Here is a 16,708-nt window from a genome sequence, read left to right on the forward strand (position 1 = left end):
CGACCGGCCAGGGCGACGGGCGAAGTGGCGGGGACGGTCATCCCCGGCCTCCCAGTTTCGAGATGGCCGAGAAGGCCTTCTTCCGGACGGTCTCGTTTTCGGTCTCGTCGATGAGTTTGTCCAGTACCTTCCGGGAGCGCTCGCCGCCGACTTTCCCGAGCGTGAAGATCGCTTGCCCACGGACGGCCGGATCGACGCCGGTGTCCTCGACGATCGGGAGCAGGCGCCGCTCGACCATCCCGTCGTCGTCGTCCAGTTCCGCCAGGCTCGTCGCGGCGAACTGGCGGATCATCTGCCCGTCGTCGGAGAGCGCGTCGACCAGGGCGTCGATGACCCGACTCCGTTCTGCCTGGGTCGTCACGCGACCGAGGAGCCAGGCGGTGTTGCGCCGCTGTGCGGCCTGGGTGCTCTCTTCGAGGATCTCGACCAACGGGACGACGACGCTTCGGTCGTCCGTGTTCGAGAGCTTCTCGACGACGGTCTCGCGGATCTCGTGGCTCTGATCGGTCGGGACGTTCGAGAGCAGTTCGATCAGCGAGTACACCGCAGTCCGGCGAACGCCCGGCGAGTCGTCGGAAAGGGCCTCGGTGAGATAGTCGACGGGCTGGTCGTTGTCGAAGTTGCCGAAGGCGTCGACCGCGATCCGTCGGACCTCCTCGTGGTCGTCCTCGTACAGCGGGAGGAGGGCTCGCAGCGCCTGCCGGTTGCCGATGTTCCCGAGCGCCCGCGCGGCTTCGCGGCGGACCGCCGACGATGAATCGGTCAGCAACGATTCGAGCGGGTCCGTCGCCCGCGAGTCACCGATCTTTCCGGCCGAACGGGCCGCTCGCGCCCGGACCCGCGGGTCCGGATCGTCGAACCGCTGGGTGAGTTTCGGGACGGCGTCGGCCTGGTCGAGTCCACCGAGGGCGTTGGCCGCGGCCATCCGCAGTTCCGGGACCTCCGCGTCCAGCGCCTGCGTGTAGGCCTTTGCTTTCACCCAGTCGGCCGAGTCCTCGTCCAGATCGACGCCGGCCATGGTACCGATGAGCTGTTCGATCGCGTCCCCACCCAGTTCGTCCAGCGAGTCGATCGCCGCGGCCGTGACGGCGTCGCTGTCCCGCTGTACAGCCGTGACCAGGGCGTTGACCACGTCCCGCCGGTCGTCGTGGTCGGGGAAGTTCCCCAGCAGTTCGGCCGCGCGGGTCTGGACGCGCTCGTTGTCGCTCTCGCGAAGCACCCGGATGAGTTCCTGTACCTCGCCGTCCCGTTCCAGTTCGTAGAGGCTCATACCCGTCGGTAGATGCGGTGTTGCTTGTCGACCGGTTCGAAGGAGTCCCGACATTCGGTGGGGAGGGTCTCGGTCATCCCGATCATCAGGTACCCCCCCTCCCGGAGCGAGCCACGGATCGTCTCGAAGATGGGGACCTTGTACTCGGAGTCGATGTAGATGAGGAGGTTCCGACAGAAGACCAGATCGAAGTCCCGCTTGGGGTCCCCGCGGATGAGGTCGTGTTGCTCGAAGGTGACCATGTCGGTGACGTGATCGCGGACCCGAAACGTGTTGGCGTCCTGTTCGATGTACTCGGCGTAGTCTTCGAGCGGTTCCAGTTCCTCCGCGATATCGGTCGTCTGTGAGGTCTCGTAGGTCGCCCGGCGGGCCTCACGGAGGATGTCGGCGTTGATGTCGGTCCCGGTGATCTCGACGCGCCGGGCGTCGATCTCGGGATCGTCGAGCGCCAGCATCGCCGCCGAGTACGGCTCCCTGCCGTCGGCACTGGGGGCCGACCACAGTCTGACCCGGCGGTTCTCCTCGGTCAGTTCCCGCAGGACCGGGCGCAGCGCTTCCCAGGCCTCGGGGTTGCGGAAGAAGCCCGTGACGTTGATCGACAGCGAGTCCAGCAACTGTTCGCGTTCGCCCTCGTCACGCTGGAGCAGTTGCTTGTAGGCCCGGTAGGTCTCGGTGTCGGTCCGGCGCATCCGGGCGGTGATCCGCCGGTCGAGATACGCGTCGTTGTAGAAGCCCGACTCGAACTCCATCTCGTCGCCGATGAACGCCAACAACTGGCTGAACTGTCTGTCGCTCCCTTTGTTCATAGCGTCACCACGTCGAGGATGTGGACGATGTTCCCGTCGCCCAACACGGCGGTCCCGGAGAGCCCGGGCGTCCCCGAGAGGATTCCCTCCAGGGGTTTGACGACGACCTCCTCCTGGCTATTGACCGAGTCACAGTACAGCGCCACCTGGCGCTCGGACTCGCGGATGCGGACGAGCATCCCGTCGCCGTTGGTGTGGGCGTCCTCGACGTCGAAGGTGTCCGCCAGTTGGATGACGGGGTAGATGTCGTCGTTGTGCTTGATGACTTCCGTCCCGTTGACCTGCTTGATCGCGTCGGTGGAAGTGATCTCGTCGACGTTCTTGATCGGGACGCCGTACTCCTCGTCGCCGACTTCGACGAACAGTACCTTCACGATGGCCATCGTCACCGGCAGTCGCAGGGAGACGGTCGTCCCCTCCCCCTGGTCGGATTCGACGCTGACAGAGCCGTCCAGTTGGGTGACGGTGTCGTGGACGACGTCCATCCCGACCCCGCGGCCGCTGGTATCGGTCACCTCGTCGGCCGTCGAGAAGCCGGGGTGGAAGATCAGGTCGTAGATCGCGGAGTCGTCCATCGCCTCCAGTTCCTCCGGCGAGCGGACGCCTTTCTCGATGGCCTTCTGCTTGATCCCTTGGACGTCCAAGCCGGCCCCGTCGTCCTCGACAGTGATGATGACGTGGTCCCGTTCCCGGGAGGCCCGGAGTTCGATCTGACCGGTCCGGGGTTTGCCCGCCTGCTCCCGTTCGTCGGGCGACTCGATCCCGTGGTCGACCGAGTTACGCAGGATGTGCATCAGTGGATCGGAGATCTCGGTGAGGATCGTCCGGTCGAGTTCGATGTCCTCGCCCTCGATGGTGAACTCGATGTCTTTGTCGAGTTCGCGGGCCAGGTCACGGACCAGCCGCGGGAACTTCCCGACGACCTTCTTCAGCGGGATGAGCCGCATGTCCATCACGGTGTTCTGGAGGTTCGCGGTGATCTTGTCCAGTTCGTTGAGCGTCTCTCCCGCCGAATCCAGATCGTTCTGTTCGACGCCACGGCGCAACTTGATCCGGCTCGTGACCAGTTGCTCGACGAGCCCGTGGAGGTCGTCGAGCTGGTCGACGTCGACACGGACGGATTTGATCTCGTCGACGCTGTGTTCCTCGGAGTCCTCGCTCTCGGTCGCGCCGGCCGTCATCGACCCGGAGTCGGCCACCCCTGTGGTCAGTTCGTCGGTCACGTCGGTGGCGTCGAACGAATCGATCTTCCCGACCGAGTTCAGTTCCGCGTCGACGGTCGCCGCGTCGGAAGCGTCCAGATACAGGACGAACGTGTCCTCGAACTCGCCGTCCTCGATAGCTGCCCGCTCCGGTTCCATCGCCAGGACATCGAAGACGTCCTCGACGGCTTCCAGTGCCAGCATCGAGTCGACGCCGAGCATGTCCGACTCGCCGACGTCGATATCGACGTGGACGATCCGGTCGTCGGCCTCGCTCGCGTCGATGTCGGCCCCGACGGAGACGCTGTCGTCGCCACTACCACCGCCGTCGTCGGTGCCGCCGGCATCCCCTGTGGGGTCACCACCGGCTGCGTCGGCCCCTTCTTCGAGGACGGTTCGGAGTTCCGCGACCATCTCGTCTGTCTGTGTCTGTGACTCGCCGTGTTCCTCGATCTCGTTGACGATCACCTCGATCTGATCGACGCCGGCGAAGACGAGGTCCATCACCTCGGGCGTGACTTCCATCTCGCCCTGTCGCATCTGGTCGAGGAGGTCCTCGACGGCGTGTGCGAGGTTCGCCGCGTCGTCGAAGCCCATCGCGCCGAAGTTCCCCTTCAGCGTGTGGGCAGTTCGGAAGATCGAGTCCATCGCCTCGGTGTCCGAGGGATCCGATTCCAGATCGAGCAGCGAATTGTTCAGTTCAGTGATCGCCTCCTCGCTCTCGCGGATGAATGCGTCGAGATATTGGTCGTCCATTGTTAGGTCACCTGAGTCGTGATCGTGTCGAGAATGCCGCTCGCGATATCGTCGATCGGTAACACCGAGTCGACACAGCCCGTCTCGACAGCCCGCTTGGGCATGCCGTAGACGGCTGACGTTGCCTCGTCCTGCGCGATCGTGTGTCCGCCCGCAGCTTTGATCGCCCTGATCCCCTCAGCGCCGTCCTCGCCCATTCCGGTGAGGATCACGCCGACGAGGGGATCGTCGATGGTCGACGCCGCCGATTCCATGGTCACGTCGACGGCTGGACGGACGCTGTTGACCGGCGGGTCCTGGTTCAGCTTCACGCGGAGCCGGCCGTTCCGGTAGTTCTTGACGACCATGTGGCGGTCGCCGGCCGCGATCATGGCTTCACCGCCGCCGAGGCGGCCGCCGTCGGTCGCTTCGCGGACCTCGTAGTCACTCCGGGCGTCGATTCGCTCGGCGAACCGACCGGTAAACCCCTCTGGCATGTGCTGGATGACCAACACACGGAGATCAGCGGCCAACGGGAGAGAGGCGAGTGTCTTCTCGACCATCTTCGGGCCGCCGGTCGAGGAGCCGACGACGAGCGTCGGGTTGTCGACGTAGCTCCGGCCGTCCTCGTGGGTCCCGTCGGATCGTTGCGTGTCGGATCGCTGCCCGCCACTGCCCGACTGGGCGGTAGACTGCCGACCGCTCCCGGCGACGTCGACCTCGGCGACCGAGGTCACCATCTCGACAAGCTGGTCTTTCAGCCGGGACATCTCCATCGAGACCTCGCCGCCGGGTTTCGTGAAGAAGTCAACCGCCCCCTTGTCCAGGGCCTCGAAGGTCACGTCGGCGTTCTCGTCGGTGTGGGCGGAGAGCATCAACACCGGCGTCGGATGCACGTCCATGATCCGCGCGGTCGCGTCGATGCCGTTCATCTCGGGCATCTCCACGTCCATCGTCACGACGTCGGGGTCGTGTTCCCGAACCGCCTCGACGGCTTCGACGCCGTTGCGTGCCTGTGCGATGACCTCGATACCCCCTTCGTCCAGGATATCGGAGATGACACTCCGCATGAAATGGGAGTCGTCGGCGACCACCGCACGCGGCGCGCGGCCGACCATTGTCACGACGGCTCCGGAACTCGGGTAGTTCGCGAGCGCCACATCATACCTACCACGAAGTCGGGTTCGGCCCCGAAATAAATACTCCGACCGTGTAATCAAAGTTGATATCCCAGCAGGCAGTTTTATGCCAACCTGTGGCCCTATCTTCTGATACTCCCAGGAACAGCTATGTCAGCCCAGTCAGCCACGACCGGCCAAGTGCTCGAGTTCAAGCTTGGAGACGAAACCTACTGTGTGAGTATCGACTACGTGACAGAGATCGTCGACATCGGCGAGTTGACGAAGGTCCCGAACGCGCCCCCGCACGTCGAGGGCGTCATGGACCTCCGCGGGCGAACGACATCGATCGTGAACCCGAAAGCGGTGTTCGGGATCGACGAAGCGGGCGAGGAGAAGCGGATCATCGTCTACGATCCAGAGATCGTCCAGACACAGAGCGCGGCCGGCTGGCTGGTCGACGAGGTGTATCAGGTCGTCCAGGTCTCGCCGGAGCAGGTCGATCGGTCCCCGGCCAACGACAACGGATCGATCCGCGGTGTCGTGAAACGCGACGACGAGTTCGTCATCTGGGTCGATCCGGCGGTCGTCCACGCCGCTGGTTGACCGTCGTCTGACGGTTCGTGAACAAGACTTTTTACCGCCCGTAACGCAGAGATACCTAACTTCCCCGGAGAAAAGACACGAAAAATGATAGAAATAACGAAAACAGGCATCGAGGGGCTCGATTCCATTCTAAACGGCGGCATTGTCACCGATTCGACGACGCTGGTGAGCGGAAACCCGGGCGCCGGGAAGTCGATCCTCTGCCTTCAGTACATCTACAACGGCGTCGACCAGTTCGACGAGAAGGGGATCTACCTCTCTTTCGAGGAAAACGAAGCGGATCTCCGGGAGGCAGCGGAGTCGATCGGCTTCGACAAGTGGCCGGAGTTCGTCGAGAACGGCGACATCAAGGTGTACGACAAACAGGTACTGCTGCGGGAAAACGACTTCTCCTCGTCGCTCGATCTCCTCCTCGACGACCTCGAAGACGAAGAGTACGATCGGCTCGTCCTCGACTCGCTTGCGATGTTCAACCTCTTCTTCGACGACGAAGCCGAGAAACGGACGTATCTCCTGAAGTTCACCGATATCCTGCGGAGTAACGGACTCACCACGCTGATGACCAACGAGCAGGGGGCGGTCTTTCCGGACACCGAGATCGGGCTAGAGAACTACCTCACCGACGGGAACATCTACCTGATCCAGACGCCGACCGACTCCGGCGTCAGCCGATACGTCTGGGTGGCGAAGATGCGCAAGCAGGACATCGAGACGGATATCTTCCCGATGGAGATCGAGTGGGGTGGGATTCAAGTCCACGAAAACGCGAGCGCGTTCTCGATGATGAGCGAAGAGGATTCGCCGCTCTAAACCGGGGGTTTTCCTCATTATTATCCGGAAAAACGAGTGGTATAGAGTCTTTACACCGAATACCGCCGATTCTACCCAGTCGAGGGACGGATGCCCGACTCAGTAGCTATCAAAGGCGATAGCTTTATGAAATACTGAATTCATAATCTGATAACGATGGCTTCGGCGGAGATCCTACAGACGCTGGGGAACAAATACAGCGCCGAGATTCTCGATGCCACCGACGAACCCGTGTCGGCCCAAGATCTGAGCGACGAGCTGGGCATTCCGATCGCGACATGTTATCGGCGGATCGACGAGCTCACCGAGCACGATCTGCTCGAACTACACGACAACATTCTCTCCGACGACCGGCGGCGCATCAAAGTGTACCGCCGAAACGTCGACGAACTCCGGGTCGACTTCGAGGACGAGATGACGATCCACATCGAAGAGCGGTCGGAAGTGACGAACAAACTCGACGAGGCGTGGCGAACCCTCTCGGACGGCTAAGTTCTCACGAATTTTCGACGTTATCAGCAGAGATATTTTAGAGGGTGGATTTATGCGTAGTTCCGTGCTAGTGATCGGTAATGCCGATGATAGAGCTCCTCTATACGGTTTCGACCCTGGTGTTCGTCGTCGCGGGCCTCACCATGGTCGGAATGGCGATGCGGGCGTACGTCCAGACATCACGGCGAGCAATGCTGCACCTGTCGGTGGGGTTTTCCCTCGCTGTCGCGGGCGCAGCCGCGACGATGATCAGCGCGTTCGTCAACGATTTCACCGGCGTCAAATCGTTGTTGCTCGTCAACAGCGGCCTCACGACCTTCGGGTACCTCTTCGTGATGTATAGCTTGGTTACCTACGAGTAGTAGTAGACGTGCCCGCGCGCGATGCGGCGCTACACCGGTCACGGTTTTCCGTTGATCCACCCTGCATTCGGGTGCTACCGTAGTCTCGATCTCGAATGGAAACGGACGTGTCAGTGTCCGGTTCCGTGCGCAATTTATCGGCCTTACCCCACTCAAGCCCTCGTTATCAGGAGAGATATTTTCGGGAGAGGTATTATAACCAGTGAAACAGACGAACTGATAGGGTCAGAGAGACCCGGACCAACCAATGTTCATGGAATCAGACGAGGACCGCGGGCAAGTCGGGATCGGCACCCTCATCGTGTTCATCGCGATGGTGCTGGTCGCCGCTATCGCCGCAGGCGTCCTCATCAACACCGCCGGCTTCCTCCAGAGCAGCGCCGAGGAAACCGGACAGCAGAGTAGCGACCAAGTCACCAACCGCCTCGAAGTCGTCAACACCGTCGGTGACGACATCAACCAGGACGATAAAGTGATCCACACGGTCGAGGTGACGGTCAAGAAGGCACCCGGTGCGGCCAATATCGATATGGGTAGCACTATCGCCCAGTGGGTCGACACCAGTGGCTCCTACGACCTTACCTACGGAGAGTCTGCAAATGCCTCGTACTTCTCCATTAGTACTGTTCAAGACGACGATTCGTCGATCACGGACAGCCAGGTGCTGAACGACCCATCGGATCGTGCGACGCTCAAGTTCAGTGCGCAAAGTATTCGTGGCGGGACCAATACTGATGGACTCGGTGAGGGTGAAACTGCAACCATCCAACTGAACACCCAGTCCGGCGGGACCACGACGGTCCGCCTCGTCACTCCGGAGACCTTGTCCGGTAACTCCGCGGTCACCCTGTAATCTGCGCGCCGCTCTTTTCGTTTCTGTCTTCAGCACGTCACGCCAGAGAGCGTAAGCCCTACCCAGTATCCTCAGATCAGTCAGAGATGCCGATATCCAGCGGTTCGTCTCCTGAGAATGCCATTATCAAGATGGAAATTTGCGGGAGAGCTATTATTACCAGTGAGAAAACTGTATTCAGTAGGGTCAGACAGACCCGGACAAACCAATGTTCATGCAATCTTCAGATGACGACGACCGCGGGCAGGTCGGGATCGGTACCCTCATCGTGTTCATCGCGATGGTGCTGGTCGCCGCTATCGCCGCAGGCGTCCTCATCAACACCGCCGGCTTCCTCCAGAGCAGCGCCGAGGAAACCGGACAGCAGAGTAGCGACCAAGTCACCAACCGCCTCGAAGTCGTCAACACCGTCGGTACCGAAATCAACGGTGACGCGAAGACGGTCGACCTGGTCGAGGTGACGGTCAAGAAAGCGCCTGGTGCGGCCAACATCGACCTCGGGAGTACCATCGCTCAGTGGGTCGACACGACCGGCTCGTACGATCTCACCTATGGCGACAACACGGGCAATACCGATGCGCCGAACTCGACGGCGTTCAGCGTCGACGGGGTGCAGGACGACGACTCGTCGATCTCAGACAGCCAGGTCCTCAACGACCCGGCCGACCGAGCGACGATTACCTTCGACGTGGACGACATCCGTACGGACAGTAACGACGCCAGTTACGACGGCGACGGCCTCGGTGAAGGTGAAACTGCGACCATCCAAATGAACACCCAGTCCGGTGGGACCTCGACCGTCCGCCTCGTCGCTCCGGAGACCCTGTCCGGTAACTCCGCGGTCACCCTGTAATCTGCGCCCGGCTCTTTTCGTTTCGTTCCCGCCGACGGAGTTATACCGCTCCTTGCCACAGTGTAGTGTATGGCACAGGGGTCAGACGACACGAACCCTGAGGACGGGAAGATTCTCTCCCCCGAGGAGCTCGACATCGCGGAGGACGAACACGTCACACAGATCGACGACGGGCGGTACGTCGTCTCCTCGGACGTGCGGACCGACGAGAAGTACGGGAACGCCGCGAACACAGCTGACCCCCAACCGGAACCCACCCCGGAGCCGGAACCCGACCCGACGCCGGAGTTCACCGACGCGAACGTCCACGAGTGGCTGGCCGAGCAGATGGACGACTCCAACGCCCGGTACGGCTTCGACGTGACCGCGAAGTTCGACGGCGAAGTCGACCAACAGCAGTTGGTCTCGAACGACATCGTGACCGTTTTCGAGAGCTTTATGCTCTGGTACGGGCGGCAGATGGACGGTTCGACCCCGGTCGAAGACGTACTGGGTATTCTGCTCTCGGAGTCGAACGTGCCGGTTCGATACCCGCCCGAGAGCATCAAGACGCTGTTACGGTCGACCCAACTCTCGCCCGACGATACGATCGCCGACCTCATCGAAGCAGTCGACGACGACGGGATCGAACTCTGACGCCGAGGGATTTATTCCCGGCCCCGATAGTTGTCTCGGCAGGCGATGACACCCCGGTCGCTCCCGTCACTCGTTGCCGCAATGGTCGCGCTCGCGCTCGTCGTTACCGGTCCGTTGATCGGACTCGACGTGACCCGTAGCTCGCCGGACTCGTTCGGCGAAGGGGACGCGACAGTCGCTGCCGTCGACATCGAGGACAGCGAGCTCCGGGTGACGGCCGGTCGTTTCGGAACCGACGTGTCGTACCTTCGAGTGCCGACTGCGAGGGTGACTGTCGGTGAGGTGACCGGGCGACCGCGCCTAGTCTATCTGGTGGCGGTTCCGTCGGCAGGCATCGACCTTGTCTCGACGGCCCTGGTGACCGAGTCCGCACGAACCTACGCGGTCGATCCGGGCGACCAGGGAATCGAGTCGGGGAGTCTCGAACGGGGGACGATCACAGCGACTGTAACGGTTCGTGTCCAGAGTTTCTCGGTCGATCGAACGGTCACGCGACAGAACGTCACCGTAGAGGTGCAGGCATGACAGGGGAGTCCGACGCGAGATCGGGTGGCAACACCAGTCACCAACTGGCCGACCGGGTCCGTCGGAGCAAGCGGTGGGTGTTCCACGATCGGTACGGACTGGCGCTCTGGCTGGGGCTCGTGCTCGCGTTCGGGCTGACCTGGCGCGTGGGCTTTTTCATCCAGGATACGTACGCCACGGCCAACGCCCTCGTGGCGCTAGCGAACGGACAGCTCCACGTCACGGAGGTTCGATACTCGCTGTCGCTGGGATCGTTACCGGGGATGTACGAGGTCGACGGGAGGCTGTACGGCCGCAACTACGGACAGCTCGCGCTCGCCGTCCCGTTCGTCTGGCTGCTGGAAGCGAGTACGGCCGTCGTCGATCCTGGGCTAGTTCTCCCGGGGCTGTGGGCGCTCTGTGGGCTCGCGTTCGTTCGGACCGTGGCTGGACTGGAGCGGTTCGACCGCGACTGGACGATCACGCTCGGGTCAGTTGCGGTCCTCGCGTGGTTCGTCGCGTCGCTCCGTACGGCGACGGATCTGGGCCCGGACCAGCTCGCACTGGTGGGGTATCAACTGTCGACGCTGCTTGCAGCCGCGACGCTCGGCCTCCTGGTGTATCGGCTGGTGACGCTCGTCCACGGCAGACGGACCGGGCTGGCGGCGGGACTGGCTACCGGGTTCGCGACGCCCGTCGGCTTCTGGGCGACCATCCCGAAGCGACACACCTTGGTGGCTGCGATGGTCGTCGGTGTCGTCTACGCGTTCGCAGTGAGCCGTCACAGCGAGGGCAAAGCGGCGATGCGGGCTCGGGCCGGTGCGTACGCGCTGGCCGGGTTAGTCACGTGGATACACGCCTTCGAGGGGTTCTTTCTGGTCGTCGTCCTGGGGACCGTCGACCTCTTGACCGGGGGTCGGCCCCGTCCCCGCCGGCTCCTGGTGATCGGTGTCGTCCTCCTGTTGGCGCTGACGCCGATGCTGGCGACGAACTACGCCATCTCCGGGAACCCCGCAGAACCGCCTCGGGTGTTACCGAACGCTGAAACCGGCCAGACCGACGGGCAGACGCCGCCCGAACAGGACGTGGGCGAATCCGAACCGGTGGCCGATCCAGACGGTGGGAGTGACAGTGGGGAGCAGCCGTCGACAGTGGATCGTCTCCTGCCGCTAGTCGTGACGCTCTTCGGCCTCGTCTACGAGTTCGCGGGCCGGTCGTTCGTTGGCGGCCTCGGTGTGCTCGGCCAGCCCGAGCGGCTGATCGATATCTTCCTCCGGAGCGGGCGGATCGCCGGGGTGAAATACCGGATCAACGGCTACGAAGTGGTCGAACTGGCGTTGCTGGAGGCGATGCCGATCGCCGGTGCCGTAGCTGCGCTTCCGGTGGCCGCAGCCCGCCGGGTTCGGGACGGAACCGAACGCATCCGGCGGTCGGCCCGCCCGTGGACGCTCTCCCCTGTTCGACAGACCGACCTGCTCGTCTGTGCGCTCGCGGCGGTGTTGGCGATCGTCTATCTCCCACGACTCCCGCTTTTCAGCCAGCTCACCGTCCGGTATCTCCATCCAGTGGTCCCGCTGCTGGGCTACGGTGTCGTCCGACTACCGGCAGTCCGTGCCGGGATCGAGAGCGACTGGCGGCTGCAGGCGGGCGGTTCGCTGGGCTGGTTCGCTCTGACCACAGCCGGGATGCTCGGCGCGATCACGACGCTGTCGCTCGCACTCGGAGAGGCAGTGCAGTTACACGCGCTCCTCGCGTTCCTGTCGGCGATCGGCTGGGCGGCGGCGGTCGTCGCCCGGACGCTCACACCGCGACGGGTCGACAGACGGCTCGTCGCGGTCTGTGGGGCGTCGGCCGTCGGCGTCGGTGCCTCGTACGTGGTCCTGTCGGCACTCGTCTACTTCCGATACGGGCAGTACGCACTGGCCGTGGTTCGGGCCGTCGCAGCCGGCCTACCGACAGTCTGATCACCGTGTCGTAGTGCGGTATCAGACGCGATAATTTACGGGACACCTTTATTTAGCTCATTCCGGTATCTACGGTTCGATAAGTCATGCCAGACGTACTGATAGCCGACGACTCGGAATTTATGCGTAACCTCCTGCGTGAGATTCTGGAGGAAGACCACGACATCGTTGGCGAGGTCGAGAACGGTGTCGAGGCTGTCGAAGTGTACAAAGAGGAGACCCCGGATCTGGTGATGATGGACATCGTCATGCCGATCCGGGACGGGATCGAAGCCACCGACGAGATCAAGACGTCGAACCCCGAGGCCAACGTGATCATGTGTACGAGCGTCGGCCAGGAAGAGAAGATGAAAGAGGCCGTCAAGGCTGGCGCCGACGGCTACATCACCAAACCGTTCCAGAAACCGAGCGTGATGGAGGCAATCGAGGACGTCGTCCCGTCATAGATGAACGTCGATATCCAGTCGCTCGGTACGTTCAACCAACTCGCACACGAGGGGGCGCAGCAAGCGACGGCGTCGATGGCACAGATGACGGGTATCGACGCGAGCGTCGACGTGACGAAGATCACGCTCGTCCCGCGGGCCGACGTGGGCGAGGAGCTGAAAGGAACGGATTTCGTGGGCGTTCAGTTCGACTTCGACGGTGTCATGCAGGGAGAGACGGTCCTCGCGTTCGACGCCGACTCCGCCGACACCATGGTCGAGGCGCTCGTTCCCGGTGGCGCAAGCGACGACGCGATGGCACAGAGCGGCGTCGAGGAGATCGGCAACATCATGATGAGCGGGTTTATCGACGGCTGGGCCGACTATCTCGGTGCGACGATCGATCACTCGCCGCCCGTCTACATCGAGAAATCGGGGGCCGACGTGTTGCCGGAAGCGCCCGAGCACGACGCCCACGACCAGGTGTTCGTCTTCAAGTCCGAGATCGAGTGGGTCAGCGAGTCGGTGAATTTCTACATCTACATGCTCCCCGAGTACGAGTCGCTCACGGAGACGATGATGTCGAACGCCGACACCGACGGCGACGCCATTCCGATCGACAAGTTGGAGACGTTCAACGAGATGACCGAGAGCGGCACCGAACAGGCCGCCAGTAACGTCGAGATGATGACCGGGATCGAGACCGAGGCGGAAGTGACACAGATCAGTTTCGCCCCGATCACCGACGTGCCCAAACAGATCGGGACCGACACCTACGTCGGGACGGTCGTCGAGTTCACCGGGGTCCCCAGCGGCTACTTGCTGGTGTTGTTCGACGAGGCGTCGGCGGTCACCGTCGCGGAGGCGATGATGCCGGTCGAGATGGACAGCGACGAACTGACCGACCAACACAAGGCCGCTATCGAGGAACTGGGGAACATCATGACCAGCGGGTTCGTCGATGGCTGGGCGAACGTTCTCCAGACCTCCGTCGACCACACGCCACCCCGTCTCGTCCACGACATGGGGCAGGCGATCGTCGATCCCCTGGCAGCACAGGTCGGCCAGCACCAGGAACACGCGTTCATCATCGATTCGGAGATGCACACGCCCGACGTCGACTTCGCTGCGGAGATTCACGCACTCCCCAACGAGAAAGAACTACGGGAAGCACTGGAGGACCTGGACGTCGAGAGAGCCGACAAAACGGACGCAAGCGTGGAACAGATATTCGAATAATGAAAGTCTACGACGGGAGCCAGACGAACGGAACGAAGAAGAGTGCGCCGGAACGGATCAAAGTCGGCATCGCGGAGTACAAAGTGACGACAGACGCCGCAATACTGACGACCAGTGGCCTCGGCTCGTGTATCGGGGTGGCGCTGTACGACGAGAGTTCGGGTGCCGCCGGGCTTGTCCATGTCATGCTCCCGACCGCGGAGGACGTCGAGGGAGGGGCCAGTGCGAAGTTCGCCGATACCGGGGTGGAAACCCTCGTCGACGCGCTGGAACAGGCCGGCGCGGACATCGCTTCGGTACAAGCGAAGATCGCCGGCGGGAGCGATATGCTCGACTTCTCGGAGAACGGCTCCTCGATCGGCTCTCGGAACGCAAAGCAGGTACGGGCGACTCTCGACGAGTACGACATCCCGATCATCGGTGAAGACATCGGCGGTGACCACGGCCGATCGATCCAGTTGAAAGCCGACAGCGGCGACCTCGTGGTCAAGAGCGCGAACACGGAGTCGACGACGCTGTAAGTTTTGAGAACTGTCGAATGGGTTCCGCGTTTTCTGTCGGATTCGTGTCTGACAGGTGGCAGCCAACCGGCAGACGGAAGCGCGCTCGGAAACCGCTCGAAACGCAGATATCTCCAACAGAAACGGAGGTGTGTTGATTTATCCACCCCCCAGTATATTGAATTTAGGTTATTCTCGCCCTAGTAACTCCAGAGTTATCACTTGTGATAGGCTAGACGGAATATTGAAGGGTATCTGAGGCCATCTCTCAGAGAGAATGAACAGTCCCGCTCTCGTCGCGGCGCTCGCGGATCTCGCCGCGCCAGCGCTGGTGGTGCTTCTGTCCGGCGGGCTGGTCGGCATGAGCATCAAGAACATGTTCGACTCGATCCTGTCGGACGACGGGAGCGACGACGACGACGGCGACGACGGTGACGGGATGGCCGACGGCGGCGGGCTGATGGCCGAGGAGGGCGGCGGCGACGACGACCTCGGCGGGCTAGGTGGTTTCGAGGACGAGGACGACGAGATGGGTGGGTTCGGTGACGACGAGTTCGGCGATATGGAAGACGCCACCGGCCCGGATACCGACGAACTCGAACACCGGTTGGACGAACTCGAAAACGAGGTCGGGAGCCTCTCTTCGACGGTCAACACCGTCCGGACCGAGAACGAGAGCATCTCCGAATCCGTCGAGGAGGTCGAAGAAAACGTCCGGAAACTGCTCGATATCTACGAGATGGTCACGCGTGGCGTCAATCCCTTCGCCGACGACGTCGACGCCGGGATGGGCGGCGGAATGGACGGTGACGGCTCGTTCGGCCTGTTCGACGACGACGGCGGAGAGGACGAGGCTGAACTCGACGACGACATCGCCAACGCCGACGCCGAGGGGTTCTTCGACGAGGACCTCGTCGAGGACGACGGCGGCGATATGGGGATGGGTGGCGGCGACGACGTCGACGATATGTTTCCCGAAGAGGGTGGGGACGACTTCGATGACGACGGCGGCGCGTTCGACGAGGAGTTCGACGACGGTATGGAGATGGACGAGGATATGAGCATGGACGACGGACTAGAGGCAGACGACAGCATGGAAGCGGACGACGGGGACGACGGCGGTGACGGCGGCAAGTCCTTCGCCGAGTTGAAAGACGAGTACGAGTCCGGTGACGCCGACTGGGCAGAGGGTGAGGAGCCGGACGCCGACGACGACGGCGAGGAGCTGTTCGACGACGGGATGGACGACGAGATGCTGACCGACGATTCGATGGACGACGGTATGCTCGAAGCGGATGACGACGGCATGGAGGTAGACGAGGAGAGCCTCGAAGACGACGACCTCTTCGACGAGGTCATCGACGACGAGCCGGAAGAGACGACGGCAGCGGAGTCGGCCGAACCGACGACCGAGTCCGAGCCCGCCACCGAGCCTGAGCCGGAGCCTGCCACCGAACCAGATCCCGAACCGGAGCCCGACCCCGAGTCTGAGCCGGCCCAGGCGGAGACGGCCTCGACCGAATCCGAGACGGAGACCCGAAGCGAGGACGATTCGGCCGACGGGAGCGGAAAGCCGTACCTGTCGACCCTCCCCGACGGCTTCGGGTCGGAGCTCATCATCGTCGAGTGGTTGGAGTTCCTGGTCAGCGAATCGGGATACCGCGAGGCGACCAGAGCGATCGAGTACTACGAGACCATCGACTGGATCGACGCCGCCGTCGCAGCGGACCTGCGAACCTACCTCCAAGGGTTCGACGACGTCGACGACAGCGGCGAGCCACTGACGATCGACCACCACACCGAGAGCCTGACCTACATCGCACAGCTCGACGGTGACAGCGGGGCCGAGGGCGTCGCGCTCTCGAAGCTCGTCCGTGGAGGTGGTTCCGATGGGCTTCAGCGTTAGTGGCTCGGCGGCGCTCATCTTCGTGGCCGCGTTCATCGGCTTCGGGATGTTCTACACTGCGTCGGCCAACAGTTTCGAGACCGTCAACGACGCGCGGGAGGCCAGCGCCGACCAGACCCTCGAACAACAAAACACCGCCATCGAGATCCAGACAGTGGTGTACAACAGCACCGCAGCGTCACTGGAGATCACGGTCGACAACACCGGATCGACGGAACTGTCGGTCGAAGCCGTCGACGTACTGGCCGACAACCAGTATCTGAGCGGCTACGGGACGGAGGTCGACGGCTCGACCACGACGGACCTCTGGCTCCCCGGCGAGACGCTGACGATCAGCGCGACCGGGGTCTCGTCCGACCCGGGGCGGGTCAAACTCGTCACCGGACCGGGCGTGGCCGCGACCGGACAGACGACGGTGGTGAGCTGA

The 16,708-nt window shown here is 62.7% G+C and carries 18 protein-coding genes; 14 read left to right on the top strand and 4 right to left on the bottom strand.

Annotated elements, in window-relative coordinates:
• Positions 1–37 precede the first annotated feature (37 nt).
• Genes P0204_RS08695 through P0204_RS08710 form a run of 4 tightly spaced genes read right to left on the bottom strand, consistent with a single transcriptional unit; the run spans position 38 to position 5,131 of the window.
• Positions 38–1,270: a HEAT repeat domain-containing protein gene (locus P0204_RS08695; RefSeq protein WP_276178257.1), complete on the bottom strand. Its 1,233-nt coding sequence runs from the start codon at positions 1,268–1,270 to the stop codon at positions 38–40.
• Complete coding sequence (locus P0204_RS08700) at positions 1,267–2,076, bottom strand: CheR family methyltransferase (protein WP_276178259.1); 810 nt, start codon at positions 2,074–2,076, stop codon at positions 1,267–1,269. The genes P0204_RS08695 and P0204_RS08700 overlap by 4 nt, the downstream gene beginning before the upstream one ends.
• Complete coding sequence (gene cheA / locus P0204_RS08705) at positions 2,073–4,034, bottom strand: chemotaxis protein CheA (RefSeq protein WP_276178261.1); 1,962 nt, start codon at positions 4,032–4,034, stop codon at positions 2,073–2,075. Before cheA ends, P0204_RS08700 begins: the two co-directional genes overlap by 4 nt.
• Before the next feature lie 2 nt (positions 4,035–4,036).
• Positions 4,037–5,131 (bottom strand): protein-glutamate methylesterase/protein-glutamine glutaminase, encoded by a 1,095-nt coding sequence (locus P0204_RS08710; RefSeq protein WP_276178263.1) that lies wholly within the window; start codon positions 5,129–5,131, stop codon positions 4,037–4,039.
• 171 nt (positions 5,132–5,302) lie between these two features.
• On the opposite strand from P0204_RS08710, the gene P0204_RS08715 reads away from it, so the two are divergent.
• From P0204_RS08715 to arlF, 14 genes are all read left to right on the top strand, one after another.
• Positions 5,303–5,737 carry a chemotaxis protein CheW gene (locus tag P0204_RS08715; protein WP_276178265.1) on the top strand — a complete coding sequence of 145 codons (435 nt, stop codon included), beginning with the start codon at positions 5,303–5,305 and terminating at the stop codon, positions 5,735–5,737.
• 84 nt (positions 5,738–5,821) lie between these two features.
• Positions 5,822–6,547 carry an RAD55 family ATPase gene (locus tag P0204_RS08720; protein ID WP_276178267.1) on the top strand — a complete coding sequence of 242 codons (726 nt, stop codon included), beginning with the start codon at positions 5,822–5,824 and terminating at the stop codon, positions 6,545–6,547.
• A gap of 156 nt (positions 6,548–6,703) precedes the next feature.
• Complete coding sequence (locus P0204_RS08725; protein WP_276178269.1) at positions 6,704–7,039, top strand: winged helix-turn-helix domain-containing protein; 336 nt, start codon at positions 6,704–6,706, stop codon at positions 7,037–7,039.
• A gap of 86 nt (positions 7,040–7,125) precedes the next feature.
• Positions 7,126–7,401, top strand: a complete 276-nt coding sequence (locus P0204_RS08730; RefSeq protein WP_276223260.1) for a DUF7521 family protein — start codon at positions 7,126–7,128, stop codon at positions 7,399–7,401.
• Between the two features lie 247 nt (positions 7,402–7,648).
• Entirely contained in the window at positions 7,649–8,254 is a 606-nt protein-coding gene (locus tag P0204_RS08735) for an archaellin/type IV pilin N-terminal domain-containing protein (protein WP_276178271.1), read from the top strand.
• A gap of 208 nt (positions 8,255–8,462) precedes the next feature.
• Entirely contained in the window at positions 8,463–9,107 is a 645-nt protein-coding gene (locus P0204_RS08740; protein WP_276178273.1) for an archaellin/type IV pilin N-terminal domain-containing protein, read from the top strand.
• 69 nt (positions 9,108–9,176) lie between these two features.
• Positions 9,177–9,743, top strand: a complete 567-nt coding sequence (locus P0204_RS08745; protein WP_276178275.1) for a DUF7500 family protein — start codon at positions 9,177–9,179, stop codon at positions 9,741–9,743.
• Between the two features lie 45 nt (positions 9,744–9,788).
• Positions 9,789–10,268: a hypothetical protein gene (locus P0204_RS08750; RefSeq protein ID WP_276178277.1), complete on the top strand. Its 480-nt coding sequence runs from the start codon at positions 9,789–9,791 to the stop codon at positions 10,266–10,268.
• On the top strand, positions 10,265–12,211 hold the full coding sequence (locus P0204_RS08755; protein WP_276178279.1) for a hypothetical protein: 1,947 nt from the start codon (positions 10,265–10,267) through the stop codon (positions 12,209–12,211). The genes P0204_RS08750 and P0204_RS08755 overlap by 4 nt, the downstream gene beginning before the upstream one ends.
• Before the next feature lie 86 nt (positions 12,212–12,297).
• Positions 12,298–12,657, top strand: coding sequence for a chemotaxis protein CheY (cheY, locus tag P0204_RS08760; protein ID WP_276178281.1), 360 nt, complete (start codon positions 12,298–12,300; stop codon positions 12,655–12,657).
• Positions 12,658–13,875, top strand: a complete 1,218-nt coding sequence (locus tag P0204_RS08765; protein WP_276178283.1) for a chemotaxis protein CheC — start codon at positions 12,658–12,660, stop codon at positions 13,873–13,875.
• A complete protein-coding gene (locus tag P0204_RS08770; protein ID WP_276178285.1) occupies positions 13,875–14,396 on the top strand; it encodes a chemotaxis protein CheD in 522 nt (173 codons plus the stop codon). Before P0204_RS08765 ends, P0204_RS08770 begins: the two co-directional genes overlap by 1 nt.
• A gap of 256 nt (positions 14,397–14,652) precedes the next feature.
• Positions 14,653–16,281, top strand: a complete 1,629-nt coding sequence (locus P0204_RS08775; RefSeq protein WP_276178287.1) for a FlaD/FlaE family flagellar protein — start codon at positions 14,653–14,655, stop codon at positions 16,279–16,281.
• Positions 16,265–16,708, top strand: coding sequence for an archaellum stator protein ArlF (gene arlF, locus P0204_RS08780; protein WP_276178289.1), 444 nt, complete (start codon positions 16,265–16,267; stop codon positions 16,706–16,708). Before P0204_RS08775 ends, arlF begins: the two co-directional genes overlap by 17 nt.

The sequence above is a fragment of the Haloarcula halophila genome (assembly GCF_029278565.1).
Taxonomy (GTDB): Archaea; Halobacteriota; Halobacteria; order Halobacteriales; family Haloarculaceae; genus Haloarcula; species Haloarcula halophila.

Bases quoted from the DNA above. Each gene is read 5' to 3' on its own strand.
- P0204_RS08740 (WP_276178273.1), top strand. From the start codon at position 8,463: ATGTTCATGCAATCTTCAGATGACGACGACCGCGGGCAGGTCGGGATC.
- P0204_RS08730 (WP_276223260.1), top strand. From the start codon at position 7,126: ATGATAGAGCTCCTCTATACGGTTTCGACCCTGGTGTTCGTCGTCGCG.
- P0204_RS08715 (WP_276178265.1), top strand. From the start codon at position 5,303: ATGTCAGCCCAGTCAGCCACGACCGGCCAAGTGCTCGAGTTCAAGCTT.
- P0204_RS08725 (WP_276178269.1), top strand. From the start codon at position 6,704: ATGGCTTCGGCGGAGATCCTACAGACGCTGGGGAACAAATACAGCGCC.
- P0204_RS08735 (WP_276178271.1), top strand. From the start codon at position 7,649: ATGTTCATGGAATCAGACGAGGACCGCGGGCAAGTCGGGATCGGCACC.
- P0204_RS08700 (WP_276178259.1), bottom strand. From the start codon at position 2,076: ATGAACAAAGGGAGCGACAGACAGTTCAGCCAGTTGTTGGCGTTCATC.
- P0204_RS08745 (WP_276178275.1), top strand. From the start codon at position 9,177: ATGGCACAGGGGTCAGACGACACGAACCCTGAGGACGGGAAGATTCTC.
- cheA (WP_276178261.1), bottom strand. From the start codon at position 4,034: ATGGACGACCAATATCTCGACGCATTCATCCGCGAGAGCGAGGAGGCG.
- P0204_RS08750 (WP_276178277.1), top strand. From the start codon at position 9,789: ATGACACCCCGGTCGCTCCCGTCACTCGTTGCCGCAATGGTCGCGCTC.
- arlF (WP_276178289.1), top strand. From the start codon at position 16,265: ATGGGCTTCAGCGTTAGTGGCTCGGCGGCGCTCATCTTCGTGGCCGCG.
- P0204_RS08755 (WP_276178279.1), top strand. From the start codon at position 10,265: ATGACAGGGGAGTCCGACGCGAGATCGGGTGGCAACACCAGTCACCAA.
- P0204_RS08710 (WP_276178263.1), bottom strand. From the start codon at position 5,131: ATGGTCGGCCGCGCGCCGCGTGCGGTGGTCGCCGACGACTCCCATTTC.
- P0204_RS08720 (WP_276178267.1), top strand. From the start codon at position 5,822: ATGATAGAAATAACGAAAACAGGCATCGAGGGGCTCGATTCCATTCTA.
- P0204_RS08775 (WP_276178287.1), top strand. From the start codon at position 14,653: ATGAACAGTCCCGCTCTCGTCGCGGCGCTCGCGGATCTCGCCGCGCCA.
- cheY (WP_276178281.1), top strand. From the start codon at position 12,298: ATGCCAGACGTACTGATAGCCGACGACTCGGAATTTATGCGTAACCTC.
- P0204_RS08765 (WP_276178283.1), top strand. From the start codon at position 12,658: ATGAACGTCGATATCCAGTCGCTCGGTACGTTCAACCAACTCGCACAC.
- P0204_RS08695 (WP_276178257.1), bottom strand. From the start codon at position 1,270: ATGAGCCTCTACGAACTGGAACGGGACGGCGAGGTACAGGAACTCATC.
- P0204_RS08770 (WP_276178285.1), top strand. From the start codon at position 13,875: ATGAAAGTCTACGACGGGAGCCAGACGAACGGAACGAAGAAGAGTGCG.